This window comes from Vibrio sabulosilitoris (assembly GCF_055391395.1).
Window position 1 is genome coordinate 1,693,411 of the sequence record NZ_AP029599.1, and the last position, 25,992, is coordinate 1,719,402.

Consider the following 25,992-nt stretch of genomic DNA (forward strand, 5'->3'; position numbering starts at 1 on the left):
AGACTAAGCCAGAGGTTGGCGTGACAGGGAGAGTGCGAGATGCACGTGGATTCAGAGCCGCGCAATTAACTACCCGCACCTCGGAACGAAGTGTAACTTGCTCCTCGCCCCTGCCTTTAGAAGTCCTCGCCCCTGCCGTCAAAACATGGTGAGTCCGTGAGGAAGGGCATCGCCAAACATGCGTTTCGAATCACTCTGGCTAAGGGCTTGAACCTGCTCGACCATGGTAAGCCAAGAGCCTGGTAACTTACTTTTTTTCAACTTCTCAATCACTTGAACTCGATAGTCATCGGCGATATCAAGCTGACGGTCACCTGTTTTGCGGCACATCATCACCGTAGCAAAACCAGCCATGGACTCTTTGCTCCAGTCTTGACCGAGCAGTTTAGGCAACCACTGCTCAACTTGCTCTCTTGGGATCACATTGTGTTGACTACCGTACAGTGGGGTGCGCGAGGTGAGTCTGCCTACCGCCCACCAATGTGCCTGTGCGTATTGGCTGTTGGATGCCGCTTTGCTAATAAACCATGACGATAGTAGCGTTTTGTCCTCAACATCAAGGTTCTCTAGCGATGCCGCTAATCGCACCATAGACTCGTACCCCATCTCTTGCGCCGCTTGGGCAGATTTTGGGTTTTTCATTGCGCCGGGGTGCAGGTATTTGGCTATATCGGCAAGGATGGTCTCTTGTTGCTCTTGATTGAGTCCACCCGAGACACGGCGCCAGAACACCCACCAATCACTCCAACCTTGAGTATTTTTGAACTGGATACCTTGCTGATAGAGCGACCAAATCTGTTCAATGCGCCAAGAATCGGTGGCATCACCAAAACCTGGGCGAAGACAAAAGCCGGCAAGGCGCAACCAGTTTTTTTCATGCAACTCAGAGCGTCGACGGCGCTTGCGTCCGAGAGAGAGCGTATCAAACAGCTGTCTTAGAGTAATAAACTCCCACTCATCGCGCTTACCTAGGCGTTTTTCAAGGTCGCGGCTGAGGGTTTTGATTGCCTGATTGTCAGCGCTTTTCTTGTTACCACTATAAAGGCGCGAGATCATCTCTTGGCACTCGCCAAGTCGCGGGTGTGTCACGATGGATTCTTGCTGATCCTGGGCCTGATGACGGACCTCAAACTCCAGCTGCCAGCGTTGATTGTCATCGGAAATGCTGACGCACTGGATACTCAGTGTGCCGACTTCAGTGAGCTTACACGCCAGTTGTACCTCAACCCGCTCCTTTTGGTTGGCGGCAAGTTCAGCACCTTGACTGTCTAGTGTTGTGATGGAGGGGGGCAATGGCGAAAAATAATCAGGGTCGATTGGGCACAGCAGCCCATTTTGAATTTGCGTGCCGTCGGCCAAGGTATCATGGGTTGACGTCAACAAGTTAAAGCGTACCGGCTCTCCTAAGGTGAGAGCGAATCGTCGACCACTTAGTCGAATTTCATGCCCTTCCTCTGTCCCCTTGGCAAGCAGACATAGTGCTTTTCCCATGCTGTTTTTCTCCTGCAAATGGAGAAAGTACGAGCGCGCAGCACCACCACCGATTTTCAGCTGCGCACCACGACGCGCCTTACCAAACGCGACTGCGCCCAAAGCGACCGAGAAGTCAGGGTGTGGATTATCTAAAACGGTAACAGCTTGTCCCTTCCAACTCTCAAGCAGGCGAGTAATCCGATCAGTAACTAATGGGCTGTTGAATACCCCACCGTTGAGCAATAACCCGACGGGTACTGCAGGCCTGTCATTGGAAGTGTCTTCACTGACATTCATTGACAGTGCCGCCTGAGAAACGCTTTGATGTTGATCGAGAAACTTCGCGATGTGTTTACTGACAGCAGGGTCGGCAACGTAAGGGAGACCAAATTCCACCACAGCGCTGCGTCGCTTATCTGGGTGTTCGCCAATGTCTGTCAGTGGGAAAAACCCCTCGAGCGCAATTTGATGAACCTCTTGCTTGCTCAGGTCGATGCTTTTTGTGCCACCAAGCAGCTTAGAGCCACTGCCTAACATGGTGATTTTTATCTGCTCTGGTGCTGTATCGGCAAGCAGTTGCTCTTTTGCAGCGCGGGTTTGCTGGATCAATTTAGTCAAACTGGATGCATTGAGCCGCTTGGATTGGCTGAACCTTTGCTCTGCTAGGTGGGCAAGCGCCAGATCCAGGTTATCTCCCCCAAGCATCAAGTGCTCACCAACCCCTATTCGATCGAGGGTCAGCTTTTTCTCGGTGAAACCTGCTTGAATCAAGCTAAGATCCGTTGTTCCACCGCCCACATCACAAACCAAGATCAGTGGCAGTTGTGCGAGCTCTTCTGTGGCTGTGTCTTGGTGGCGTGCATACCAGTCATAGCAAACTGCTTGGGGCTCTTCGAGTAGCACCACTTGGTCAAGCCCAGCCAGTTTGGCTGCCTCAAGGGTCAGCTGGCGGGCCGCCTCATCGAAAGAAGCGGGCACTGTGACAATGACCTCTTGCGCCTCAAGCAGGTTGCCTGGGTGACGATGGTTCCAAGCTTGGCGAATATGGTTTAGATAGCTGGCACTGGCAATCACTGGCGAGACTTTATCAACGTCACTGGCACCGGCCCATGGCAGAATGTCAGAGCGGCGATCAACACCTTGGTGAGAGAGCCAGCTTTTAGCACTAGCTATCTGGCGCCCCTCGACCTTAGTGCCTAGCTCGCGTGCCCATTCACCAATGATCGCTGGTTGAATGTCTCCCTCGATACCTTGCTGCTCCCAAGGTAAGGTTAAATCTGCCGGAGCGATCTGCTCTTTAGCGGGATGATAGCGGAAGGACGGTAGCAGTGGTCTTCGCGCCACTTCTCCTGCTCCGACGAGTTGGTCGATTTCAAACAGTTGAATAGGGGCGTGTTTAAGGTCGTCCGTGATCTCACAGAAAGCGACGACTGTGTTGGTGGTGCCAAGATCGATGCCAACGAGAAAACGAGCTGCTGCCATAGGGGAGCCTTTTATTGTGGTGATTGTTAACTTTTGCTGAAGTTGTACTTAACATAGCTGGAAAAACGGCACCGTGAATGGTGCCGTTGAGGTACTTGCTGCTACTCTCGTTCTGGTGCTGGGTCTTGCTCTGGGGCAGGGTCCTGATGAGTGTTCTCGTCACGTACATCGAACTCGACATGCCACTTTTGGCCATTGTCAGTCGCGATAGCTTCAAGATACAAGGTACCAAGCTCTGTCACGCGAGAGGCGAGCGTCACCGGCACGACCTCACCCTCTTGGCGGCCATCAGAGATAGGCAGCGTGACATGGATTTCTGGCAGTTCTTCCAGCTCATCTGGCGCCCAGTGATCTAGGTGAGTGCCCGCCTCATCATCACGGCGCACGGTAGAGCCAAAGAACTGGAAGTGGACTGGCTGGCCAATCACCAATCCAAACTCTTGGCTTGGTACATCGACGCTGGAACCTTCTTCCATGCCAAATGGGGCAACACATAGTGCCTCTAGCGGTGGTGCCATACCTGGAATCGCCGGCATCGCGCTCTCAATCCCAACATAATAGGCCGATGCAATACCACCGCGGATACGCACGCCTTGGCCACGGCGCACTGCACCATAATAGGAGGCACCGCTGGCTACCGCCAAGTCAAGGTCAACCCCGGTCAAGCGCTTAGCGCTGTCACAGTCCGCTGCCTGCAGCCAGGCATTAATGGTTTCTTGAAGTCGGGTTGCTAACAGATCTGATTTAAGTACACCACCGTTAAACAAGATAACGCTTGGCTTAATAAAGTCACTGGTTTGCGCAGGCGCTTCCATGCCAGGCATCCCGGCAAATGGGTTGACGTCTTGCTCTGGCGCTTCACCGCCCTGTGCATAGGCTTGTTTGGCTAAAAACGCCGCAATATGGCGGGTGATCCCAGCATCTTGCGCATAAGGTAGGCCCATTTGGGTTAAAGCACCGCGTCGACTTTGCACCGGGTGTTCATCAATCGCAACTTTAGGGAAGAAACCATCGACTAAAGTCTGCTGAACTTCTTGCTGGGTCAACTCCGTCTTCAGTGTCGCGCCAAGCAGCTTCGAGCCACGGCTTGGTACCACTATTGGCACGGAACTCAGTTCAGCGTCATTAAGAAGCGCCTCTTTAGCATCACGACAAGCGTGAGTCATTGCTTGCACCTGCCACGGCTGAAGATCTTTCCCCTCTTGGGCGAGTTTCATCTTTAGTCGATAGGCGAGGGCAAGATCCATGTTGTCACCGCCAAGCAGGATATGCTCACCAACCGCGATGCGGTTGAGTGATAGGTTACCCTCGTCTTCGGTCACTTCCACCAAAGATAAGTCAGTGGTACCACCACCGATATCCACCACCAGCACGACGTCACCAACAGAGACTTGGTCACGCCAGCCATCGTCACTGTTATCAATCCAGTTATACAGTGCCGCTTGAGGCTCCTCGAGCAGCGTTAGGTGAACAAAGCCAACATTACGTGCCGCCTCAGCAGTCAAATCACGCGCGGCTGGGTCAAAAGACGCCGGAACCGTAATCGTGACATCTTGATCAGCAAGAGCGTGCTCAGGGTGTGCGTGATCCCACGCTTGCTTGAGGTGCTCAAGATACAATTCAGTGGCACGCAGTGGAGAGACTTTTTCAACTTCTTCAGGGCTGCCGGCAGGCAAAAATGCCTCACGACGGTTGACACCGCCGTGGCAAAGCCACGATTTGGCACTGGCAATCAGACGGATTGGTGTTTTCGCGCCCAAGTGACGTGCGATAGCACCGACCAGCGCTGTTGGCTCTGTCGTCCAAGGTAATACACGCGAAGCGGGGTCCATCTCATGCTCATGCGGTTGATACAGGAACGATCCCAGTTGATCGCGAGACTCGACCGTACCAGGTGCGGTCAACTGTGGAATTGGCATTACAGCAACGCGCGCGTCTTCATCGTGGGTGTCAACGAAGGACAACACACAGTGGGTGGTACCCAAGTCGATACCAACACTAAATTTAGGGTGGTCTGTCGCTTCCATTATAGTTCTACCTCCGCAGGAGCAATCACTGATGCATCGTAATTCTCGGCCAATTTTGGTAGGTTCATCGCAGATGCGCGCCAGCCCTTGTGAACTAGGGTCCCGTTGAACGGCGCCGAACCGGTCACGTTACCCGTCAGGCGGATCTCTTGAGGGTTAAAGCCCTCTTGAACGGTAATGCGTGTTTCTTCATCTTCAGTGCGAACGTGCTCTAGGGTCACGTATTCGGCAAGCACTTTTTGTCCACCAGAGTGGATCACACGAGCAGCAGCGCCGACTTCTTCATCCGAGAAGGCACTGACATCTTCTTTAAGAAAATCAATTAAGCGAGCCTCTTGCTGCATGATAGAAAGTAACTGCATTGCAGAGTCTGTTGATGCAGTGGCCAGCTTGGACTCAACTTCGACAACCTTCTCAATCACTTTTTCTACTTCAACCACTTTTTCAACTTCAACGATCTTCTCGACCGGCTTTTCAACTTCGACAATTTTTTCTACTGGCTTCTCGACGATTTTCTCAATGGTTTTCGTTTTTCGTGACGCCGCGATAAGAAGCAAAATAACGCTCGATGCTGCTAGACCAGCGTGAAGCATATCGAACGTTTGGGGGATCATTTGTAAATCAAAATTCATAATCAATACTCTTGTTATGAGGGCGCATATATGCGCGGTTCTGAGACCTAATTTTCTGACGATAGTAGCATAGTCATGTAAAAAAGCGGTAAAAAAGGCAAGGGCTTGGCTGGTCTCGCGGTCCGTTTGCAGTCTATTTGAGCACTTAAAGTGTCAAATCCGGGTTAATGTTGTCAGGGATTCGATATTTTCTTGCCTCTCAGGTAGACTTTGCAACGTTTTGAGCCCTGCCAACCAGAAAGAGATAGCTAATAATGAACTACAATCGCGTCGTCTGCTTTGACCTAGAGATGTGCTGTTGGAACCAAGACGGCAAGGGAACCACGGGTGAGATCATCGAGATTGGATTAGCCGAGATCGACTTGGTCAAGCAAGAGGTGGTTAAGCGAGCTCAGTACTATGTGAAGCCTGAGCAAGATGAGATTTCCCTGTTTTGTACCCAGTTGACTGGGATCACGCCGCGCAAAATAGAAAAGCAAGGCCGCCCATTGAGCTCGGTGTTGCAATCGATGATTAAAAACTTCGGCGGTGCAAACAAAATCTACGCCTCCTGGGGTCGTGATGACCTGATCCTTGCCAAAGAGTGTCAAGACAAAGGCATCGAGCTGCCGTTTAAAGAGTTTGTTAATCTGGCGACCTTGTATCGCATACAGAACCGACTAAAAGACAAACGTATTGGTCACAAAGCCGCCCAAGAAGCCAAAGGAATAGACTGGGAAGGGCGCCAGCATTCGGGCTATGTCGACGCCTACAACCTAGCCAAACTCGCGCTCACCATGCTCTAAGAGCATGTAGGGGCGAGGAGCGGGTATCACTTCGTTCCGAGGGGCGAGTAATAACCCGCACTCTACAATTTCCTCGCCCATCCTTAATATAGGCTAATGCTTAACCCCCCCTGCCGGTTGGGAGAGCGAGTAATACTCCTCGCGCACAAAACTCCTCGCTCCTCGAAGGGCACAGCCCGTCCCCGCACCTCGCCCCCTGTGTTTCAGGTCTCAGTTTGAATACTCAAACGAGTGCAAAGTGTGCTGTATGGCGCATAAAATCCTAAAGTTGGCTAAAAAACAATCTCAAAGTGACCGTCAGCACCTAACATTAGTCGCCAATACGATAGGATAATTCATAACGGCTTGATATCACGAGGGTTTACTAGTGAGTAGAAATTCCAAAATTGCGCTAACTTCTGCCGGTTTATGTGGTCTGTTTTTAGTGCTTTTCCAATTGGATATGATGGGTGTAATGGCGATGATGGGAGCGGTGCTCACAATGCTTATCGCGATCAGCTACGGGTTACTGGCGATATCAGGGCGAGATGATGGAGTGTTTGATGCCTACGAAAAAAGCAAAAAGGACACCGCCAAGTCGTTGCGTGATTTCTTTGAGCGGCAAGATTGACAGTGACGCTCACTAAATGAAGGGTATCCTTTAACCTTGTAACTTCTCAATGCTCTCAATGACCTATGCGCTTGGAACTTTGTGGATCATGAGTATCAATCCAAGTATCGTATCTGCTTTCTCAGGCACACGTCATGGTTCGTGAGAAAACCACATAATTTTCTTACGCAGCAGTTCAACCTCATGTTCGACAAACCCCCTTCCTCCCTCTGGCAGTAAGTCTTCACTCGGAGCATGACCAAAAACCGAGTGCAATAGACTATCATTTTCTTGATGGGCACCAATAAGTCGCTCAGGGAGCCATAGCTCGCCGGTCGCTATTTTGGGCTCTGAGTGCACTGGCAGTGCGGCAAGTTTGTGTGTTAGATCCGATAATTTCGCTTTTGCGGGATTCAGTGTTTAGTGCGCTATTAAGGTAGACGAAGACACAAAAACGATGTAAAACTGGTTGCATATTATTGGTAATGCATCAACGCCAATCTCGGGATAGGCTATAAAGCCAACCGGGACAATGTATCTAGGTTTGTTTCACACGGATTTTACGCAGGCTAAAACCGAGGTTGATATACTTTGCCTCACTAAAACCATCATCAGAAGCACATTTAGGAGCTCAATGAGACGCTCGGGAATACCTCTTACACTGGCACTTAGTTTACTGCCCTTTACCGTTGCCACACAAGCGCATGGTGAGGAACAAGCGACGTTTTTTCAACGTGATAATACCGATCAAACCTGGGGTGTGTCGGCACAATACCGTATCGCCACGGTCCCTTACGCGGTCGGTGAGAAAAAAGAAACCACAAGCAGTTTTGTACCTCTGATCCACTTCGAAAATGACTACTTCTATATTGATGGATTTGACGCAGGGTACAAGGCATACAGCTTGGCGGCTTGGCGTTTCGATATCATGAGCCGTTTGCGCTTGATTGATTTGCCGGAGGATCTTCAGCATGAATATGGCAGCGCCAAGCTGGACATGGGGGCGGAGCTGACCTACCAAATAACCGAGGCGACACACACCAAGTTTAATGTCCTCTCTGATGCCGAAGGGCGCGCCCAAGCTAATTGGCAGGTGGCTACTGAATACAGCAGTCAAGATTGGTGGTTTAAGCCCAGTGTCACCCTGCGCTACAAGTCGGCGGGCTTTAACTCTCACTACTATGCGGTAGAGGATTTCACCAAACAACGTATAGGCGCAGGGGTTGATGCCAACATTGGTATTGAGGGGCGTTATCACGTCTTTTCCAACTTATATTTGATGGGCTCGACCAGCCTTACTGTACTAGATCACAATGCCTACAATGCCGATGTGATTGACAGCAATGCTCAGGGAGAGATCTATCTTGGTTTTGGTCTGTTTAATCAACCAGAGCGTAACAAGCGCAGCGATGTCAAAGCTAAGCCATATTGGCGTATTGCCCATGGTTGGGGGACGCTATCAAACCTTGGAGAGATTATTCGTTTCCAAACTGAAAAAGATGAGTTCAACAACCAAATGACATCGATTTTCTATGGCCACCCGCTGAGCGACACCTTGTTCGGCTTCCCGATAGAGATCTACCTCACCCCAGGGATAGGGCACCATTGGTCATCGGAGGTTCAAGGAGCCAGTACCGAATATATTGCTGCGATTAAGGCTTACTATACCTTCGAATGGCCATTCAGGTGGCGTTTTGGTGTGGCAGAGGGATTGTCTTGGGTAGATCGCACTACCTACCTAGAATATCAAGACATGATTGTTGAGAAGGACCAATATACCACCGCCAGTCGTTTACTTAACTACCTCGATTTTTCGTTTGATTTCAGTTTGGGAGATGCTTTTGATCGCCCAGAATGGAAAGATGTTTGGCTTGGCTACACCATCCACCACCGCTCAGCGATCTTTGAGGCCTCGGCGCAGTATGGCCGCATGAAGGGCGGAAGTAACTACAATATGGTCTACTTGCAGTATCATTTTTAGTCGGCTGCGTGTCACTTGTGAACCAGCGCCTTTTTCTATCATCAAAACCCAGCGAAAGCTGGGTTTTGTCGTTATTACAGGAGTCAACTTAGACTCGCTTTGTGATACAATCCGCGCAATTTTATTGAGTTAGAAGATAGGTAACGCTTTGACTTCGTCACAGCCAGAAAAACAGTCTCAAACTAATCAGACTGAATCCGCCCAAGCGAACAACACTTCTTCATTGCGCAAGGCACTTAATCAATGCATGATGCGCGACCGTTTTCGCCTAAGCAAACGCATCCAAGGTGCCAGCCGTATTAAAAAAGAGGCCTCGCGTAGCGCGGTGTTCGATGAAATCGCTTTGGATATTGCCAAGTCGATGATGGAGGCTGAGCAACGCGCCAGCTACCCAGTCAAGATAGATTATCCAGAAATCCTGCCAGTGAGCCAAAAGCGTGACGATATCGCCAAGGCGATTGAAAATCACCAGGTTGTGATCGTGGCGGGTGAGACGGGATCAGGTAAAACGACGCAGTTACCAAAAATCTGTGCTGAGCTTGGCCGCGGAAAATATGGCTTGATCGGTCATACTCAGCCACGCCGCCTTGCTGCACGCTCAGTGGCTAATCGTATCGCCGAAGAGATGGAAACTAAGCTTGGTGAGTTTGTTGGCTATAAGGTTCGATTCAACGATCAAATCTCGGAAAATACTCAGATTAAGTTGATGACAGACGGTATTTTGCTAGCGGAAATTCAGCATGACCGTTTCTTGAATCAGTACGACACCATCATTATCGATGAAGCGCATGAGCGTAGCCTAAATATCGATTTTATCCTTGGTTACCTAAAAGAGCTTCTGCCACGTCGTCCCGATTTAAAGGTGATCATCACCTCGGCAACCATTGACCCTGAGCGCTTCTCTAAGCACTTTAATGATGCGCCGATTATTGAGGTCTCTGGTCGTACTTACCCGGTTGAGCTGCGTTACCGCCCGCTGAGTAGTGAAGGCGAAGCAGACCGCGACCAAATGGAAGGGATCTTCGATGCGGTTGATGAGCTGTGTGATGAAGGTTTGGGCGATATCCTGATCTTTATGAACGGTGAGCGTGAGATCCGTGACACCGCAGATGCACTAAGCAAACGCAAGCTTCGAGATACTGAGATCGTGCCTCTGTATGCCCGTTTGTCGGCTGGGGAGCAGAATAAGATCTTCCAGGCGCACACTGGCCGCCGGATCGTGCTCGCGACCAACGTTGCTGAGACCTCACTGACTGTGCCAGGGATCAAGTACGTGATTGACCCGGGTACCGCGCGGATCAGCCGTTATAGCTATCGCACTAAAGTTCAGCGACTACCTATTGAGCCGGTGTCTCAAGCCAGCGCCAACCAGCGTAAGGGCCGTTGTGGTCGTGTCGAGGAGGGGATCTGTATCCGCCTCTATTCTGAAGAGGATTTTGACTCACGTCCGGAGTTTACCGACCCAGAGATCCTGCGTACCAACCTTGCATCGGTTATCTTGCAGATGACTGCGCTGGGTCTAGGCGACATTCAAGCCTTCCCCTTTGTTGAAGCGCCAGATAAACGCAATATTCAAGATGGTGTGCGTCTACTTGAAGAGCTTGGTGCAATCAATGATAACGCCAAGGATACCAAGAAGCGTCTCACGCCGATTGGCCGTCAACTGGCACGCTTGCCAATCGACCCACGCCTAGCACGAATGGTGCTTGAAGCACCGAAAAATGGCGCGTTAAAAGAGGTGATGGTCATTGCTTCCGCACTGTCTATTCAAGATCCGCGCGAGCGCCCAAGCGATAAGCAGCAATCCTCGGATGATAAGCACCGCCGCTTCTTCCACGAAGAGTCTGACTTCCTGACATTTGTTAACCTGTGGGACTACATCCAGAAGCAGCAAAAAGCACTAACGGGTAATCAGTTCCGTAAGCAATGTAAGCAGGATTACCTCAACTACCTGCGTATTCGTGAGTGGCAGGACGTGTATTTCCAAATCCATCAGTCGATGCGCGAGATGGAGTTTAAGCTCAGTGATGAGCCTGCGTCTTACCATGGTGTGCACAGTGCGCTACTGGTTGGCTTGCTATCTCATGTGGGTATGAAGGATCAGGAGAAGAATGAATACCAAGGCGCGCGCAATGCCCGTTTTCATATCTTCCCAGCATCGGGCCTATTCAAAAAGCAGCCTAAATGGATCATGTCGGCGGAGCTGGTGGAAACCTCTAAGCTCTGGGGGCGGATCATCGCTAAGATCCAGCCAGAGTGGATCGAGCCACTGGCCAAGCACTTGATCAAGCGCAGCTACAGTGAGCCGCACTGGTCGAAGAAACGTGCTGCCGTCATGGCTTATGAGAAGGTGATGCTGTACGGGATCCCTGTGGTGCCAAAACGCTTGGTCAACTATAGCCACATTGATACACCGGTCAGTCGCGAGATCTTTATTCGCAGTGCGCTAGTAGAGGGGGAGTGGGAGACGAAACACGCCTTCTTCAAGCAGAACCGTAAACTACTGCAAGAGGTGGAAGAGCTCGAGCATAAGTCACGTCGCCGCGATATCTTGGTGGATGACGATGAGCTGTTTGATTTCTACGATCAACGCGTTGATACCGAGGTGGTGTCGGGCCGTCACTTTGATACTTGGTGGAAAAAGGCGTCGAAGCAAAACAGTGAACTGCTCAACTTTGAAAAAGAGATGCTGTTTAAAGGCGATGCCAGCCATGTTACCGATCTCGATTATCCAAACTTCTGGCACCAAGGCGGGCTTAAGCTCAAGCTGAGTTATCAGTTTGAACCAGGCGACGACAATGATGGTGTGACGGTGCACATTCCGCTGCCGATCTTAAACCAAATTGAGCCAGCTGGTTTCGACTGGCAGATCCCGGGTTTGCGCCATGAGTTGGTCGTGAGCTTAATCAAGTCACTGCCGAAAACACTACGCAAAAACTTCGTGCCTGCGCCAAATTATGCCGATGCGTTCCTGTCTCGTGTGACGCCGATGGAAATGCCGCTGCTTGATGCGCTGGAGAAAGAGCTGCGCCGCATGAGTGGCGCTGAGATCTTGCGTGACGATTGGAATCTTGACCAGGTGCCTGATCACCTTAAAGTGACCTTCCGCGCGGTGGACCATCGTAACCGCAAGCTGAAAGAGCATGCTGACCTGCATGAGCTTAAAGAGAGTCTTAAAGAGAAGGTTCAGCAAACCCTATCGAAAGTCGCCGATGATGATATCGAGCAGCAGGGCTTACACACTTGGAGCTTTGGTGAGTTGCCACGCGTCTATCAGCAGAAGCGCGGTGGCTATGATGTTAAAGCCTATCCAGCGCTGGTGGACAACAAAGACAGTGTTGAGATCAAGCTGTACGAGACCGAGCAAGAGCAGCATCTTGCGATGCAGGCCGGTCAGCGCCGTTTGGTACTACTCAACGTGCCGTCGCCAATTAAGTATCTGCACAGCAACCTACCCAACAAATCGAAGCTGGGTCTGTACTTTAACCCATATGGCAAGGTACTCGATTTGATTGATGACTGCATTGCATGTGGTATCGATAAGCTTATCGAAGAGAAGGGTGGTATTGTCTGGGAGCCAGAGCAGTTTGAGGCACTCAAAGAGCACATTCGTGCTGAGCTTGGTGATACCGTGGTTGAGATTGCCAAGCAGGTGGAAACGATTTTGACCACCGCCTTCAATATCAACAAGAAGCTCAAAGGCAAGATTGACTTTACCATGGCGTTTGCGCTGTCTGATATCAAAGCGCAGATTGAGGGGCTTATCTTCCGCGGCTTTGCCACCGAATGTGGTTGGAAGCGTCTGCCGGATATTCTTCGTTATATGAAGGCGATAGAGCGACGTATGGAGAAACTGCCGATTGATCCTAATAAAGATCGCCTGCATATGCTCAAGATCGAATCGGTGACCAATGATTACAAAGAGCTACTGAACAAGATCCCAAAAGGCATGATGGTGCCGCCAGAAGTGAAAGAGATCCGCTGGATGTTGGAAGAGCTGCGGGTGAGTTATTTTGCTCAGCAACTTGGCACGCCATACCCAGTCTCTGATAAGCGAGTTAAGAACGCGATAGAGGCCATTTAACTAAAGAAATGCTGATTTGATAATCAAATGCGTTGGGCAAGTCAATATTAGGTAGTGTTGGCATGTCTAATGCTTTAGAATTTCAACAGGATAGAGATGATTGCCAAATTTGGCATGTGATCGATTAAAGAAGGGTATTATGAAAAAAACACTTTTGGCAGTTGCACTTTTGGGAATGTCTGCATCAGCAGCTGCAAACTCTTTGGTCTACGGTGGTGTGTCTATTGGTCAGTCAGACCTTGATGGTAACACAGACACAGCATACAACATTCACGCTGGTACAAGCTTGTTTCCACTGCCATTTGTTGGAATGGAGCTAGGCTACACCGCTCACGGTTCACTAGCAGGTGAAGACGTTGATTCACTATACTTCGCAGCACGACCAAGCATCGGCTTTGGCCCACTACGACTGTATGGCAAAGTAGGTGCACACTCATGGGAAGCAGATAGTGACGATGGCTTTGACGCGATGTACGGCTTTGGCGCTGATTACCAAGTGTTTGGCCCGGTAAATGTGGGCGCTGAGTTCATGATTTACAATGTTGATAAAGAAGAGATCAGCAACTTTGCTCTGACAGCATCGTTTAACTTCCTATAAACGATAGTGTTATGCATTGTAGAAAAGGGCCTTATCGTAAGGCCCTTTTTTATTCTCTAAAATTCTTGCTAATGGCGAGCAGGTTTGCTTGGTTTTGAAAAACACAATCACAGGGGAAACAACCAGGGCAATGACGATCACTGGGCCAAGAAGTGATTTTTATGCTGTATTGCTTCAACTCCTCTCATTTCGAAGGGCTCAATGTATCAATGTGTCGTGGGAGGACAAATAACAAACTGATAATAGGCGTCGCGAAGTTTGATCGATTTAATCCTGCTTGACCTGTCTATCGCTTTATAGCTTACCCTTGGTTCAATCATCAAAAACAGGTTAGTTGAAATGCATTTAACACTTTTAAATCAGCCACAGGTTGAATCACTAGAACAACTTTTCACGTTAACATTTAGCGACTCGGAAGGTCCTGAAGAGGGAAAGGTCGTAGGTCAGCTAGCTAAAGAGCTTATCGAACAGACAAAGAGCGACGATATTTATGTGTTTGCTGCGAAAGACAACGATGAGCTAATTGGCGCTATCTATTTCACACGCCTTCGATTTGAATCTGACAAAATAGCATTCCTGCTCGCTCCGGTAGCGATACACACCGATTTTCAGGGCCAAGGCATTGGTCAAAAACTGATTCAATATGGTTTAAAAGCGATGGCTGAAAGCGGCGTATCTATTGCCTTTACCTACGGAGATCCAGCGTTTTACGCCCGAGTTGGTTTTGAGCACATTACTACCGAGCAGTTTTCTGCTCCCTGTGAACTGAGCTACCCGCATGGCTGGCTTGCCCAATCATTAACTCAAGATCCCCTAGAGTCGATCACTGGCCCCTCGCGATGTGTAGAGGCGTTTGATAAACCGGAACTGTGGTGATGAGCTATGTCATGCACCAGAGCAAGTTAAGGCTTACCCAAAACGAGCTAGCTAAAACGCTAGCTCGAAACCGGCCCTTTTCTGATCTAGTTCAATCACTCTACAGCGGGTTACGCTGATAAGCTTGCAATACGTGAAGTTATAGCCAATACCAGAACAGTACTGCACGGGATCTCCGAAAACTTTGCATTTCCCGCCAGTACAGCCGCGCACTTGACTTTGAATAGCCGTTCAATGAGTCGAATGGGAATACGGTAGAATTTAGCTATTTTGCTTGAACGGTGCATCTAAGCGATCGAACTTTATAACCCCGAGAGCTAAGAACATACCGACACAGATAATCGCCGAACCTATGATCTCATTAGCGCTCATCAACTCATCCAAAATGACAAAACTTAAAAGTAATGATACAGGTGGGACTAGCGAGGCAAAAACTGCACCTCTAGCTGCTCCTAAAACAACAACACTTTTTGAATAACAATAAAGAGCTATGATAGCGACGAAAAGTCCCTGATAGACGCCATGATAGATTAATAGGTCCATTGGATTGTTTTGAATTACGTTTAGAGTAAAGGGGGCGCATATCACACCTGATACAACTGAGACCATCGCTGTTGCGACCCATGATTTAAGTTGCCAATATTTAATGAATAGAGTGAAGGATGCCCACAGAGCACCACACCCAGGGTGAGATCGTGAACGTTTTATAATCAAAATAACGATCGATTTGACGATCACATCTACCTGTGATCATATACTCCCTTTTTAGGGAGCATACGATGCACATTGACCACTTCAAAGAACATTTCCAAACGATGACCGACCAACGCCAAGGAGCAAAGGTAACTTACTGCTTGTTTGAAGTTCTTTTTGGCTCGCTATGTGCCGTGATAGCTGGTGCAAAAGGCTGGTTTGATATTCGTGAATACATTCTCGGACACCATGATTGGTTTAAACGCAATGAGCTCTTTTTGAATGGGATTCCTGCCGATGACACGATTGCCCGCATAATATCTACGATTGAACCTGAGCAATTCCATAAGTGCTTCGTTAGCTGGATATCGTCGATACATACACTCACCGACGGCCAAGTCATTGCGATAGATGGCAAAACGCTTCGCGGCTCCTACAATCGCGAAGACAGAGCAAGCACTATTCACATGATCAGCGCCTATGCCTCATCAAATAAGCTCGTATTGGGACAGCTAAAAACCGAGCAAAAAAGCAATGAAATAACGGCAATCCCAGAGCTGATAAAGATGCTCGATATCAAGGGGGCTCTCGTCACCATTGATGCAATGGCCTGTCAAACCAAGATAGCCAAAGTCATTGTAGAACAAGGAGGGGACTACTTGCTTGCAGTGAAGTGCAACCAAGGAAAACTTCGACAAGCGATAGAAAAAGCGTTCTCAACTGAGCGAGCAACTGTGGCAGAAGACATTGTGCTTGAAGACGGGCATGGGCGTATAGAGTCTCGCCAATGCTATGTATTTGACAGTGCCAAACTTGAAGGTAACTTCTCTCGTTGGAAAGGCTTGAAGAGCATTGTTATGGTTGAAAACTTCCGCTTTGAGAAAGGAAAAGCAATAGGCCTAGAGTATCGTTACTACATCAGCTCCAAAGAGCTTAGCGCCGAGCAAGCAGCGACAGCAGTCAGAGAACATTGGGGTATAGAGTCAATGCATTGGGTGCTTGATGTGAGTATGAATGAAGACGCGTGTCAGATATACAAAGAGAACGGCGCAGAGAATCTATCTTGCTTACGCCATATGAGCTTGAATATGCTGCGAGCAGAACCAACCAAGTTAAGTATTGTTGGGAAACAGAAGCGATGTATGATGAATACAGCCATGCTAGAGGCGGTATTAAGTGCTGGTTTTAATCTGGCGGTGAAAAACTAGACACTCATGCGGTCGCCCTGTCAAGAGCACCAAACTCGGCTGCTTAGTTTACTGGGTAAGTTCTATGAAGCGGTTTATTCCTGAATAAGGTGCGGAATCTCGGTTAGACATCTGAAAAAATCATTGACTCGATTAGTCAATAATTTTGCAATCTAAACACTAGGTATGGGGCAAATGAAAATACATATCAGTTACTCAAAATTATTCTTAATTACACTTATTACCCTAGTGGGGATTAGGTTAATTTATAAGTCTGATGATTTTTACCATTATGAGCGCTTTCTAAAAGATGTTAAATCTAGTTCGATAGTAGAGGTCACTCATGGTGAACGGTTGGTTTATAAGGGAAGGTTAGGTAGAGGAGGTGTTAGCTGTTTATCCTCATACAAGAAAGAAGGGATGATCCCTAAAGGGACTAACTATTCTTATAATATGAGTGTAAACGGTAACGAAGAAGTTCACTACATTACTTTGTACTTTCTTAATGGAAAATTTCATAGTTATAAACTTTGGTATAAAACTTCATCCTCAAGCTATCAAAGCAAAGCTGTAAGAGTTAATTTATTGAAAGATTGTACGGTAACAAACCTAGGGCTAATTGATAGATAGCCACTTTATAACCGAGATTCCGCACCTTATTCAGGAATAAACTGCATGCGCCGGAGCAAACCGGACACCTATTCCGGCATTATCCGGACAGCAATTCCGTTTTAATCCGGACACCCGTTCTGGTTTAATCCGGACGATTTTGGCCTAACTCCGGAATCACTGTCCGGTTTAGCGGAAACCCTGTCCGGATACTCCGGAATCCCTACCTTTTCTCTTTTAAATCAATGCCTCACAATCTTTGTTGTCGATTTTAATGCAGCAAGGAAGTGAGAATGCCGAAAAAGAGAACGTCTATGGACAAGATCAAAGAGGTATTGCGCCTCAGATACGAGTGTCACTTATCACTTAGAAAAATCGCTTCCTGTACTAAAGTAAGCCGATCAACGATCTCCGAGATCCTTACTCGCTTTGAGCACTATGGTGTTGGTTGGCCGTTGCCAGACAACCACTCAGAAGCTCAACTTGCTCAAGTGCTGTATCGCGACAAAACCACATGCGCCAGTAAGGTGATGCCCAACTGTAGCTATATCCACAAAGAACTACGCCGTTCTCCAATGACTAAGCAGTTGTTATGGGAAGAGTATGTCGCTGAGCATCAAGAGCGAGCCTATCGATACAGCCAGTACTGTGAGCACTATCGCCGTTGGCTTAAAAAACAAAAGCGCAGTATGCGTCAGAGCCACCTGGCCGGAGATAAGCTTTTTATCGATTACTGTGGTCCCACCATCCCAATCATCAACCCCGAGACTGGAGAAGTTCGCAACGCTCAAATCTTCGTAGCCACACTGGGCGCTTCAAATTACACGTACGTTGAGGCCTGTGAAAGCCAAAGGCTGGAGCACTGGTTAGAGGCTCATGCTAATGCCTTCGAGCACTTCGGTGGTGTACCTGCATTGCTGGTGCCAGATAACCTCAAGGCTGCCGTCACTAAAACAGATCGTTATGAGCCGAAGCTTAATGACAGTTATCGCCAGCTTGCCTACCACTATCAAACTGCAGTCATGCCTGCACGACCATACAAACCCAAAGATAAGGCCAAGGCTGAAAATGCGGTTCTTGTTGTTGAGCGCTGGATCATGATGCGGCTGCGCAATGAGCGCTTCTATACCTTCAAAGAGCTGAATCTGGCTATCAAGGAGCTTATGCAGTCACTGAATCAACGTCGAATGAAAGAGCTAGATGCAAGTCGGACTGAGCTGTTCAACACGCTTGATAAACCCGCCCTGCGGCCTCTACCGGCAGGTCGCTTCCTCTATACAGAGTTCAAGCAAGCCAAGGTGGGACCGGACTACCATATCGAATATAAGCAGCATTACTACTCCGTCCCACACCAGTTGGTTGGGCAGCATGTTCAACTAGAGGCCAGTCGTAAGCTTGTTCGGATCTACCATCAAGGTCAATGCGTGGCTCAACACCCAACAAGCACAAGGGCACGTGGCCAAAGTACCTACACAGAACATATGCCAAGTAATCACCAGTATCAGAAATGGTCACCGGAGAGGCTACAGAGTTGGGCAGAGAGGATCGGTCCCGCAACGAGAGAAGTCATTAGCTACCTGCTCCAGTCTAAAGATCATCCCGCTCAAGCCACCCGCAGCTGTCTAGGGCTGCTGAACCTATCAACTAAACATAGTGAGCAGCGTCTCGAACAAGCCTGCAAAGATGCCCTCATCGTCCACAAGCCGTACCTGCAGTTCGTCAAAAACTTACTGCAAAATCATCGGGAGGGTCGGTTGTCCACCTCACCAGAAATTACACCGGACATCCAGCACAGCAATGTTCGCGGCCCGAATAGTTATCACTAGGAGCACACCATGAACTCTATCAATGAACAACTCAAAGTCCTGCGCCTTGGCCATGCCGCAACAGCGTTGGAGCAGCAGCGAGAGCAAGCCTCCACTTACGCTGAACTGAGCTTCGAGGAGAGGCTCACCTTGCTGTTGGAAAGTGAAATACTCGGTAGGGATCAAGCTAAGATCCTCAGACTGAAACGGCAGGCAAAGCTCAGGTTAGATGGGCTTGCTAGCCAGATCATCTATGAAGAAGGTCGAGGGTTAAGGCGAGTACAGATAAGTGAACTGCTCACAGGTAAGTATCTTCAGAAGAAACAAAACGTTCTGATCACAGGCCCAACAGGAGCAGGGAAAACTTACCTGGCTTGCGCCTTGGCGGGACATGCGTGCGAGCAACTACACAGTGCTCGATATTACCGCCTCAGCCGACTGCTCGACGACCTTAGCTCAGGCCGCCTTGATGGCACATACCAAAAGCAGCTACAAGCGCTAGCCCGAAAAGATCTCCTGATCTTAGATGACTGGGGAATGGAGAAACTGAGCCAAGATCACGCTGGCCATCTGCTAGAGCTTCTTGAGGATAGATACCAAACAAGCAGCACGATCATGGTCAGTCAATTACCGGTTAAGGAGTGGTACAACATGATCGGCAATGCCACTGTTGCTGACGCTCTATTAGATAGGTTGATCCACAATAGCCACCGCATAGAACTGAAAGGTGAATCCATGAGAAAACTAGCGCAAAACGGACAGGTAGAGTAAAAATAGTGGTAGAGAAAAGCTTGGGGAAAAGGGTGTCCGGTTAAACGCGGAATGGGTGTCCGGAATCAGCGGAATACGCAATAAACCGCTTCATAGAACTTACCCAGTAAACTAAGCAGCCGAGTTTGGTGCTCTTGAAGCCCTGTAATGAATCGTTGGTCGTTAATATCTAAGGTATCTATTCCCTCGAACTTCAAGAAGACCCAGCGTGCAGTCGGTTTCGATGTTTGCTTGTTCTTAACCATACTCGGGAAAAACTCCTCGGTTTGTCCCAGTTGCTCTCTGATCTTGTGCTCTAAGCTGGCATAAACTAGCAGACTCAATGTCATTATCATGAGTAACGCTTCAATGCGTTGGGGCTTTTTCAAAAATATTGAAGAGGTCAAAAACTCGGGACTTTTTAGAAAACGGAAGCCACGCTCAACCTTTTGTTGAGACTTGTAGTGATCTAGAAGCGCTGCCATTGTCAGACTTTCGTTGCCGATGTCATTAGTGGCTAGAATGAACATGCCTACTTTGAGCTTTGCTAGCTTCACTTTTTCTAGGTCGGTGTACGGCACGGCCTCTATAAAATACTGATATCCTGAGGGTTCATCGCCTTTCTTCGGACGACCTGGATTGGCATAAATAGCAGCTTTGACGATAGCGGAGTGTTCAAAGCCTAGTAACAGGCACTGCGCCTTGAACTCCTTAAGCGCATGCTCAGCATCAGTATCGCATGCAAATGGCTTTTTACTGAGCTTGTTCAACGCTCTGATTTCTTTGGCGATGTTTTTCTCTAAGTTCTTGTAGAAGGTAATTTCTTCTCGTTTAGTTGCTTGCTCACTGTGAACCAACAACCACCGCTGAGCAACCTTGCCATAGTTTGAGTCTACCCAACATCCTGAATAGCCATCTACAATCTTACTTAACTGCTCTGGCTCTAGGCTAAGTAGTGCTTGTTTTGCTTGCTTGATAGTCATTGGAACACGGGTAATGAACTTTTGTTTTTGCTCATCAAGTGAGCAGATACTTTCTTCAGTGTATAGGGCTGCATCAGCGATAAAGTATCGACTATTCTGTGCCGCTTTTAAGCAATGGATATGATTACTAGTGACTTCAACGAATGCCTTGGCATCATTGGTGTTGCCACTAAGCGCCTGCATATAAACAGGAAGGCCAGCTTGGTTTTCACAAATGAGCTCAAGAACCACCTGATTGAGCTCAGGACGATGATCTCGGCTATAGCCCTTCACTAACTTGATTGCCTTGGTATCTTCCTCGTGCGCATACTCACCATCAACGTGAAAGCTCGTGATATCAAGGTGTACAGAGTCGCTAGCGAGGCCAAGTTTATCGACCACACGTTCGGCGATGACCTGATAAAGCGCTGAGACATCGGCCTCATACAGCGCATCCAAGGTTCGGCCGAGTACATCATCGGTGAGATGGTGCGCTTCAATATCCTTAGCAAGCAACTTAGAGATGGGTTTGGTTTCAAAGAAGTCAGAGAACATATGCAATGTTCTACTGTGAAAGCCTAACCCATTGAGAATCATGGCTAAGACTGCATCACCATGGGAAACGTTGTGATTAGAGTACTTGGGAATGACTGAATCTATCATTTTTGATAGGCCAATCTCGTGACAAAATGCAGCAATGAGCCCGAGGTGATCCAAACGCTTAATAACAGGTTGCTGAGTAGGCATAGTTTAAAACCGTCAAATAACAGTAATAGATCAAACCTGCAGATCGCGGTCAAGATGTTATCATCCTTTTCACTGCTAAATGTTCACTGGATCACACTGTTTTAATTCTAAAATTAGGTGCGGAATGACGGTAATATAACAATTGTGACACCCCTACCGACGTTAACTTTGAGTGTAGCAGCTTGAGAATTTTGGTATCTGTATCAACAAAGTCGATCAAAAGATTCGTCATTTTAGCTGAAGCTGACTTTTTTCAGATTACAGGCATGAGAAAAAGTAAGTCAATTTAGACTGTCACGGACTAGGGGTTAGATCGGTCGAAACTCACTATGGGGAAAATTTGTGTTACATCCCCCCAGTCAGTAATACCATGGACCATTGTAATTTGAGATTAGTAGGGCATTCGAGACTATCCCTTATCCAGCATAATTTATCCAACAATCAATAAAATCTATATAGTCTTCACCGGACAAATCACCATAGTTAACACCTAGATTTTCTTTTGAAATGACTAAGTTATATATGTGCTCTCTAAAGATGTTGGATATATCTTTAACAGTAATCACCCCTAAGACAGAGATTGGGGGTCTATAGTTGATCGATGGCTTATCAAACAACATCATTAAATTATCATCATCAATAAGACTAATTAATTTTTTATACTTGCGATAATCCCAATACACCATTTCTGAACTCGCTACTTCGATAAGTGCTATAGGGAAAAACTCTTCATTGTATCTTAACTCTGGGTTCTCTTCAATTTTACTATATATTGCAACCACTAACTCGCTAATATTATAACTCGAACCACCTTCAAACCAATTTTTAGCCCAGTTTTCCCTCTCTATCCAGTGACCTTCCGATGTAATATTTTCATTTCCATGATGATAAAATTGCTTTATAAGTTTAGAGCATTCGTAACCAGCATAAGTGACATTACTAGCACAGGTAAAAATAACAAAAGCTAAATATCTAATCACTACTTACCCTCTATATGTTGAAATAACACCTTAGTTCACTGCTATTTTTTTACTATGATGGCACAGTTGTCAACTAAATTTGGTCCCACTCCGAGGATTCTTATTATCATGGTAAGACCTGACAACTGTACTCACGTATAGATTAGAATAATTGATGAGAGCTTCGGATACTGGTCCATCTTCTGCTATCTGGAGAAACGCGCTTTGGGGCAGTTTTGACTGACGAAGAGTTGATCTCAGGACCCATTTATCACTGCATCCATCTCTGTCTCAACTAACCACTCAGGGTCAATAAACCCCTTTACTTCAACAAACGTGCAAGCTGGCCGTTGTTCTGAAAATAATTCTCCGTGAGCTTTTGCTGCCTGTTCCCATTCAGAGATATCAGTGAGCATTATCCTCGTTCGAATAACGTCTGTTAGACTACCGCCTGCTTCTTCTATAGCTGAGATTGATAGCTTTAGACAATATTTGGTCTGTTCGTAAACATTTCCTGCATGAACAGTCATCCCATTGTCTATTGGTGCTGTGCCTGCTACGGCAATGTGATTGCCGATACGACTGGCACGAGAGAAACCAATCGGAGACTCAAGATGGGAGCCTGAGCTTATTAATTTCCGCAAACGATACTCCTTATTAGCAAATTTGACCTCACATCAATACAGAAGATTTATGGTGACTAGGGACACTCGAAGTGCCTCTAAACAACCCAACAATCATTACACACCGTATTGGGGAAGTAAGTCATACAAATCATTGATATAGCAAAACACTAGTCAAATGTGACGAATGGCACAAAACTTGGCAGTCTCGATTGATGAATTAATAACTTAAGAAGCACGTCGCATAACTATAATTTGGGCAAAACCATTAAAGGCTTGCTCGCCTGTTTGTGGGGCATAAATTGAAAAGGGGCAATTCTCAGTCAGCATCAGTTAGCCACACTAAGCTCGAGAACTCAATAGAACACCACCACCCATACTAATAAATAGACCACCTGTGACTTTGGATAACTTTTCTTCAAATCGAATCGATTTTAACCTTTGACCAACACCGCCAAAAATTAAAGCGTACGCAACGTGAACTAAAAGCACAATAAGGCATATCGAGCAATACATAATGCCGAATTGGCAGAGCTGAGACTTGGCGGTATTAATAAATTGAGGTAGAAATGCTGATAGAAATATCAGAGTCTTTGGATTACTTGCTGAAACCAAAAATGCCTGTTTGAACAGTGTTTTAGCAACGGGTACACCATTCCCTGCATCTATTTTCTTACTTACAAATACGCCAGTGTGCTTCTTCGTTAAACTCTGATAACCAAGATATATGAGATATACACCACCTACACATTTCATGACGAAAAACCATGTCGGTAGTTGAGCTATTATGCCACCAACACCAATAGCCACCATACCAACAACGATAAACTGGCAAGCTAAATTTCCTATTATCGTCGATATAGCTGATTTCCAGCCATATTTTACGCTGTTTTGAACAACTAATAGCACATTGGGGCCGGGAGAGAGAGTTACCGTTAGATAAGCTAGGCTAAACATCAACCAAACTTCCACACTCATAGAACATTCCTTTGTTTACATAAAAACACGTTAAATAAATAGCATACATAAGGGTGTTCTGGGCTGAAGAAAACTTAGATTTCATGGATTACAGTGATCGTTTCTTTCAAATATAGCACTTAGGATCGCTCTAGTTTTGAGTTACGGAGTTATGATTTCACGGCCTATTTATTACTGCACACAACTCGTAAAGCCCCAGAACTTTAGACACTCACAAGGCATGAGGAAAAGTAGGCCAAACCACTTCACGGTGATTTGTGAAGTTGAGCGCCGCTGGCACGAAATGGGGCAAAAGTGAGCTATGGTAATCTGTAAGATCTGATTACATCTCTGCTAGAGAACTGGCAGGTCACGTCCTGACTAACCCAACTTAAGCTACAGAGGACTTTGACTAGCGATTGCTTCTATCGTCTGACTCAACTGTTTTCTTGTTTGTGCTTCTTGATTTCATTTTTCCTGTCCCCTGAATCTCAACCCAGAACATTTGCTTAACCAGGGTTGAGAGTGCGCTTCGTGGTTGATTATAGCTATATTAATTCTGGGCAGTTTCCGGTTCCATTACCTTTGATGGCAACTCAAAATCAAGTTGCTTATCATCACCTGTGTCTAACTGCCATTGTCTTAGTTCGCGGCGCAAAGTTTCGACTCGCTCTGCATGCTCCGGACTGTGAATTAGGTTGTCTAGCTCGTATGGATCGGAGATTAAATGATACAACTCATCTCTGTCTTTATGGTTGTAAACATACTTGAAATTCTCTTGAATAATTGCACGGCCAAAATAGCGACTTCCCTTCCTGCCATGAGTTTCTATTACCAGATTGTTACGTCTTTGACTTTCATCTTGTGTCACGGATGAGAGTAAGCTTTTACCATGAACGGGCTGATCGTAACGACAACCAGCAGCATCAAGTATGGTTGGGCCAATATCTAGGTTACTCACTAGCGCCGAGTTGGTGACACCCTGTTCGATTTTGCCTGGATAACTCATCGCCATCGGGATACGCAGTAGCTCTTCAGGCATCGCTTGATCTTTATCGAAGTGCCCCCCATGGCTAGCAACTGTGTCACCATGGTCAGTCGTCCACAATACAATGGTATTTTCACTTAGCCCCAACTCCTCAAGGCAATCGAGGATTAACCCCGCAGCTTGGTCGGCTAATGTGATCTGCCCGTAGCAGAGTGACAATAGTTGCTGCCACTGCTGCCACGACATAGCGTTGGGGTTTAGTCTATTGTTATGGCTGAGCTTTTCATTTTCCTCGCGCCAATAAATATCTGGCTTGGTGGCAAGGTTATCGCGAAAGCTCTTATATTCGGGGATCTGCTCAGGTGGGTAAAGGTCAGTGAACTCAGAGGTAGCAAAGTAGGGTTGATGTGGGGCCCAAAAATCAACTCTTAAATGGAATGGTCGATCACTATCAGATTCAGCTAACTGCTTTAACTGACGGCAAGCTAAATCAGCGAGAAAAAAGGATGAATGGGTCTCTTTGGGAGTCAGTAGACGGCCAGCTGCTGGAAACCAAAAGTCATCGAAGTCTGTAGTAAAGTCACTACCAGTTTCAGCGGCGGCACTTAGTTTATGAGCATAGTCAGCATCACGCCCTTCACACAGGTTAAAATCGACTTTAAATTGCGGTTTAGGGAGACCTGTTCTTTGTAAATAATCGTGATACTCCGGCGAGCGATAAGGATTGCCATAGCCAGATTGACTGAAGCCTTGACAATGATGCTCTAAAGCATCACCCGGACCAGTATGCCATTTACCAAAGTAGTAGTTATCGTAACCGTTTTCTCTGAGTACCTGAAGGTAGGTCTGCTTGTCGAAAGGATGATTAACATCGTTGTCAAGTTCTCGATGACTATGTGGATATAGGCCTGTTAACATGCTTCGTCTAGCGGGACCACAAAGTGGCGCTGCACAGTAGGCATTCTCAAATGACACCCCTTTTTGTGCCAGCTTGGCGAAGCTAGGTCGTTGTACTTTTGGGCCGCCGTCCCAACCATGTCGATAATACGCCTGATGATCATTGAGTAGAAACAGAATATTCTTTCGTGTCATGTTGTCTCCATATCTGCCTAGAGCGTCAGTTGTTGCCAAAACGATATTTGGAAAATCACTAACTTGAAGAAGTAGTTTTTGTGGTGATATGTT

The 25,992-nt window shown here is 47.3% G+C and carries 19 protein-coding genes; 10 read left to right on the plus strand and 9 right to left on the minus strand.

Annotation, left to right across the window (positions count from 1 at the left end):
* Nucleotides 1-138 precede the first annotated feature (138 nt).
* The 3 genes from ACZ5R2_RS08060 to ACZ5R2_RS08070 form a co-directional block, all read right to left on the minus strand.
* On the minus strand, nucleotides 139-2,955 hold the full coding sequence (locus tag ACZ5R2_RS08060; protein ID WP_464901776.1) for an Hsp70 family protein: 2,817 nt from the start codon (nucleotides 2,953-2,955) through the stop codon (nucleotides 139-141).
* Nucleotides 2,956-3,056: 101 nt separating this feature from the next.
* Nucleotides 3,057-4,982 carry an Hsp70 family protein gene (locus ACZ5R2_RS08065; RefSeq protein WP_464901777.1) on the minus strand — a complete coding sequence of 642 codons (1,926 nt, stop codon included), beginning with the start codon at nucleotides 4,980-4,982 and terminating at the stop codon, nucleotides 3,057-3,059.
* The gene (locus tag ACZ5R2_RS08070) at nucleotides 4,982-5,614 is read right to left on the minus strand and encodes a DUF2760 domain-containing protein (protein WP_464901778.1); all 633 of its coding nucleotides are present in this window, start codon (nucleotides 5,612-5,614) and stop codon (nucleotides 4,982-4,984) included. The genes ACZ5R2_RS08065 and ACZ5R2_RS08070 overlap by 1 nt, the downstream gene beginning before the upstream one ends.
* 254 nt (nucleotides 5,615-5,868) lie before the next feature.
* Between ACZ5R2_RS08070 and ACZ5R2_RS08075 the strand changes: the two genes are divergently transcribed.
* The 6 genes from ACZ5R2_RS08075 to ACZ5R2_RS08100 all read left to right on the plus strand — a co-directional run bounded on the left by ACZ5R2_RS08075 (nucleotide 5,869) and on the right by ACZ5R2_RS08100 (nucleotide 14,527).
* Nucleotides 5,869-6,399 (plus strand): 3'-5' exonuclease, encoded by a 531-nt coding sequence (locus ACZ5R2_RS08075; protein WP_438460017.1) that lies wholly within the window; start codon nucleotides 5,869-5,871, stop codon nucleotides 6,397-6,399.
* Between the two features lie 367 nt (nucleotides 6,400-6,766).
* Complete coding sequence (locus ACZ5R2_RS08080) at nucleotides 6,767-7,009, plus strand: hypothetical protein (RefSeq protein WP_464901779.1); 243 nt, start codon at nucleotides 6,767-6,769, stop codon at nucleotides 7,007-7,009.
* A 613-nt stretch (nucleotides 7,010-7,622) separates the two neighbouring features.
* Nucleotides 7,623-8,969 (plus strand): MipA/OmpV family protein, encoded by a 1,347-nt coding sequence (locus tag ACZ5R2_RS08085; protein WP_464901780.1) that lies wholly within the window; start codon nucleotides 7,623-7,625, stop codon nucleotides 8,967-8,969.
* A gap of 148 nt (nucleotides 8,970-9,117) precedes the next feature.
* Nucleotides 9,118-13,053, plus strand: a complete 3,936-nt coding sequence (gene hrpA, locus ACZ5R2_RS08090) for an ATP-dependent RNA helicase HrpA (protein ID WP_464901781.1) — start codon at nucleotides 9,118-9,120, stop codon at nucleotides 13,051-13,053.
* A gap of 139 nt (nucleotides 13,054-13,192) precedes the next feature.
* A complete protein-coding gene (locus ACZ5R2_RS08095) occupies nucleotides 13,193-13,651 on the plus strand; it encodes an outer membrane beta-barrel protein (protein ID WP_464901782.1) in 459 nt (152 codons plus the stop codon).
* A gap of 339 nt (nucleotides 13,652-13,990) precedes the next feature.
* Entirely contained in the window at nucleotides 13,991-14,527 is a 537-nt protein-coding gene (locus ACZ5R2_RS08100) for a GNAT family N-acetyltransferase (protein ID WP_464901783.1), read from the plus strand.
* 261 nt (nucleotides 14,528-14,788) lie between these two features.
* On the opposite strand, the gene ACZ5R2_RS08105 is transcribed toward ACZ5R2_RS08100, so the two are convergent.
* A complete protein-coding gene (locus tag ACZ5R2_RS08105; protein WP_464901784.1) occupies nucleotides 14,789-15,265 on the minus strand; it encodes a DMT family transporter in 477 nt (158 codons plus the stop codon).
* Nucleotides 15,266-15,306: 41 nt separating this feature from the next.
* On the opposite strand from ACZ5R2_RS08105, the gene ACZ5R2_RS08110 reads away from it, so the two are divergent.
* The 4 genes from ACZ5R2_RS08110 (at nucleotide 15,307) to istB (ending at nucleotide 19,592) form a co-directional block, all read left to right on the plus strand.
* Nucleotides 15,307-16,428, plus strand: coding sequence for an ISAs1 family transposase (locus ACZ5R2_RS08110; protein WP_464899922.1), 1,122 nt, complete (start codon nucleotides 15,307-15,309; stop codon nucleotides 16,426-16,428).
* Between the two features lie 174 nt (nucleotides 16,429-16,602).
* Nucleotides 16,603-17,037 carry a hypothetical protein gene (locus tag ACZ5R2_RS08115; protein ID WP_464901785.1) on the plus strand — a complete coding sequence of 145 codons (435 nt, stop codon included), beginning with the start codon at nucleotides 16,603-16,605 and terminating at the stop codon, nucleotides 17,035-17,037.
* A gap of 272 nt (nucleotides 17,038-17,309) precedes the next feature.
* Nucleotides 17,310-18,842, plus strand: coding sequence for an IS21 family transposase (gene istA, locus ACZ5R2_RS08120; protein WP_464899541.1), 1,533 nt, complete (start codon nucleotides 17,310-17,312; stop codon nucleotides 18,840-18,842).
* Between the two features lie 9 nt (nucleotides 18,843-18,851).
* Nucleotides 18,852-19,592, plus strand: a complete 741-nt coding sequence (gene istB, locus ACZ5R2_RS08125; RefSeq protein ID WP_464899540.1) for an IS21-like element helper ATPase IstB — start codon at nucleotides 18,852-18,854, stop codon at nucleotides 19,590-19,592.
* A gap of 65 nt (nucleotides 19,593-19,657) precedes the next feature.
* On the opposite strand, the gene ACZ5R2_RS08130 is transcribed toward istB, so the two are convergent.
* The 5 genes from ACZ5R2_RS08130 to ACZ5R2_RS08150 form a co-directional block, all read right to left on the minus strand.
* Nucleotides 19,658-21,280 carry an IS1634 family transposase gene (locus ACZ5R2_RS08130; protein WP_464901786.1) on the minus strand — a complete coding sequence of 541 codons (1,623 nt, stop codon included), beginning with the start codon at nucleotides 21,278-21,280 and terminating at the stop codon, nucleotides 19,658-19,660.
* A 416-nt stretch (nucleotides 21,281-21,696) separates the two neighbouring features.
* On the minus strand, nucleotides 21,697-22,260 hold the full coding sequence (locus ACZ5R2_RS08135; RefSeq protein WP_464901787.1) for a hypothetical protein: 564 nt from the start codon (nucleotides 22,258-22,260) through the stop codon (nucleotides 21,697-21,699).
* Between the two features lie 236 nt (nucleotides 22,261-22,496).
* Entirely contained in the window at nucleotides 22,497-22,883 is a 387-nt protein-coding gene (locus ACZ5R2_RS08140) for a RidA family protein (RefSeq protein WP_464901788.1), read from the minus strand.
* 321 nt (nucleotides 22,884-23,204) lie between these two features.
* Nucleotides 23,205-23,840 (minus strand): LysE family translocator, encoded by a 636-nt coding sequence (locus tag ACZ5R2_RS08145; protein ID WP_464901789.1) that lies wholly within the window; start codon nucleotides 23,838-23,840, stop codon nucleotides 23,205-23,207.
* 532 nt (nucleotides 23,841-24,372) lie between these two features.
* On the minus strand, nucleotides 24,373-25,899 hold the full coding sequence (locus ACZ5R2_RS08150; RefSeq protein WP_464901790.1) for a sulfatase-like hydrolase/transferase: 1,527 nt from the start codon (nucleotides 25,897-25,899) through the stop codon (nucleotides 24,373-24,375).
* Between the last annotated feature and the right edge of the window lie 93 nt (nucleotides 25,900-25,992).

What these genes read in the sequence shown, in the direction of transcription:
- ACZ5R2_RS08060 (WP_464901776.1), bottom strand. Translation starts at nt 2,955, where the DNA reads ATGGCAGCAGCTCGTTTTCTCGTTGGCATCGATCTTGGCACCACCAAC.
- ACZ5R2_RS08065 (WP_464901777.1), bottom strand. Translation starts at nt 4,982, where the DNA reads ATGGAAGCGACAGACCACCCTAAATTTAGTGTTGGTATCGACTTGGGT.
- ACZ5R2_RS08070 (WP_464901778.1), bottom strand. Translation starts at nt 5,614, where the DNA reads ATGAATTTTGATTTACAAATGATCCCCCAAACGTTCGATATGCTTCAC.
- ACZ5R2_RS08075 (WP_438460017.1), top strand. Translation starts at nt 5,869, where the DNA reads ATGAACTACAATCGCGTCGTCTGCTTTGACCTAGAGATGTGCTGTTGG.
- ACZ5R2_RS08085 (WP_464901780.1), top strand. Translation starts at nt 7,623, where the DNA reads ATGAGACGCTCGGGAATACCTCTTACACTGGCACTTAGTTTACTGCCC.
- ACZ5R2_RS08095 (WP_464901782.1), top strand. Translation starts at nt 13,193, where the DNA reads ATGAAAAAAACACTTTTGGCAGTTGCACTTTTGGGAATGTCTGCATCA.
- ACZ5R2_RS08100 (WP_464901783.1), top strand. Translation starts at nt 13,991, where the DNA reads ATGCATTTAACACTTTTAAATCAGCCACAGGTTGAATCACTAGAACAA.
- ACZ5R2_RS08110 (WP_464899922.1), top strand. Translation starts at nt 15,307, where the DNA reads ATGCACATTGACCACTTCAAAGAACATTTCCAAACGATGACCGACCAA.
- ACZ5R2_RS08115 (WP_464901785.1), top strand. Translation starts at nt 16,603, where the DNA reads ATGAAAATACATATCAGTTACTCAAAATTATTCTTAATTACACTTATT.
- istA (WP_464899541.1), top strand. Translation starts at nt 17,310, where the DNA reads ATGCCGAAAAAGAGAACGTCTATGGACAAGATCAAAGAGGTATTGCGC.
- istB (WP_464899540.1), top strand. Translation starts at nt 18,852, where the DNA reads ATGAACTCTATCAATGAACAACTCAAAGTCCTGCGCCTTGGCCATGCC.
- ACZ5R2_RS08130 (WP_464901786.1), bottom strand. Translation starts at nt 21,280, where the DNA reads ATGCCTACTCAGCAACCTGTTATTAAGCGTTTGGATCACCTCGGGCTC.
- ACZ5R2_RS08145 (WP_464901789.1), bottom strand. Translation starts at nt 23,840, where the DNA reads ATGAGTGTGGAAGTTTGGTTGATGTTTAGCCTAGCTTATCTAACGGTA.
- ACZ5R2_RS08150 (WP_464901790.1), bottom strand. Translation starts at nt 25,899, where the DNA reads ATGACACGAAAGAATATTCTGTTTCTACTCAATGATCATCAGGCGTAT.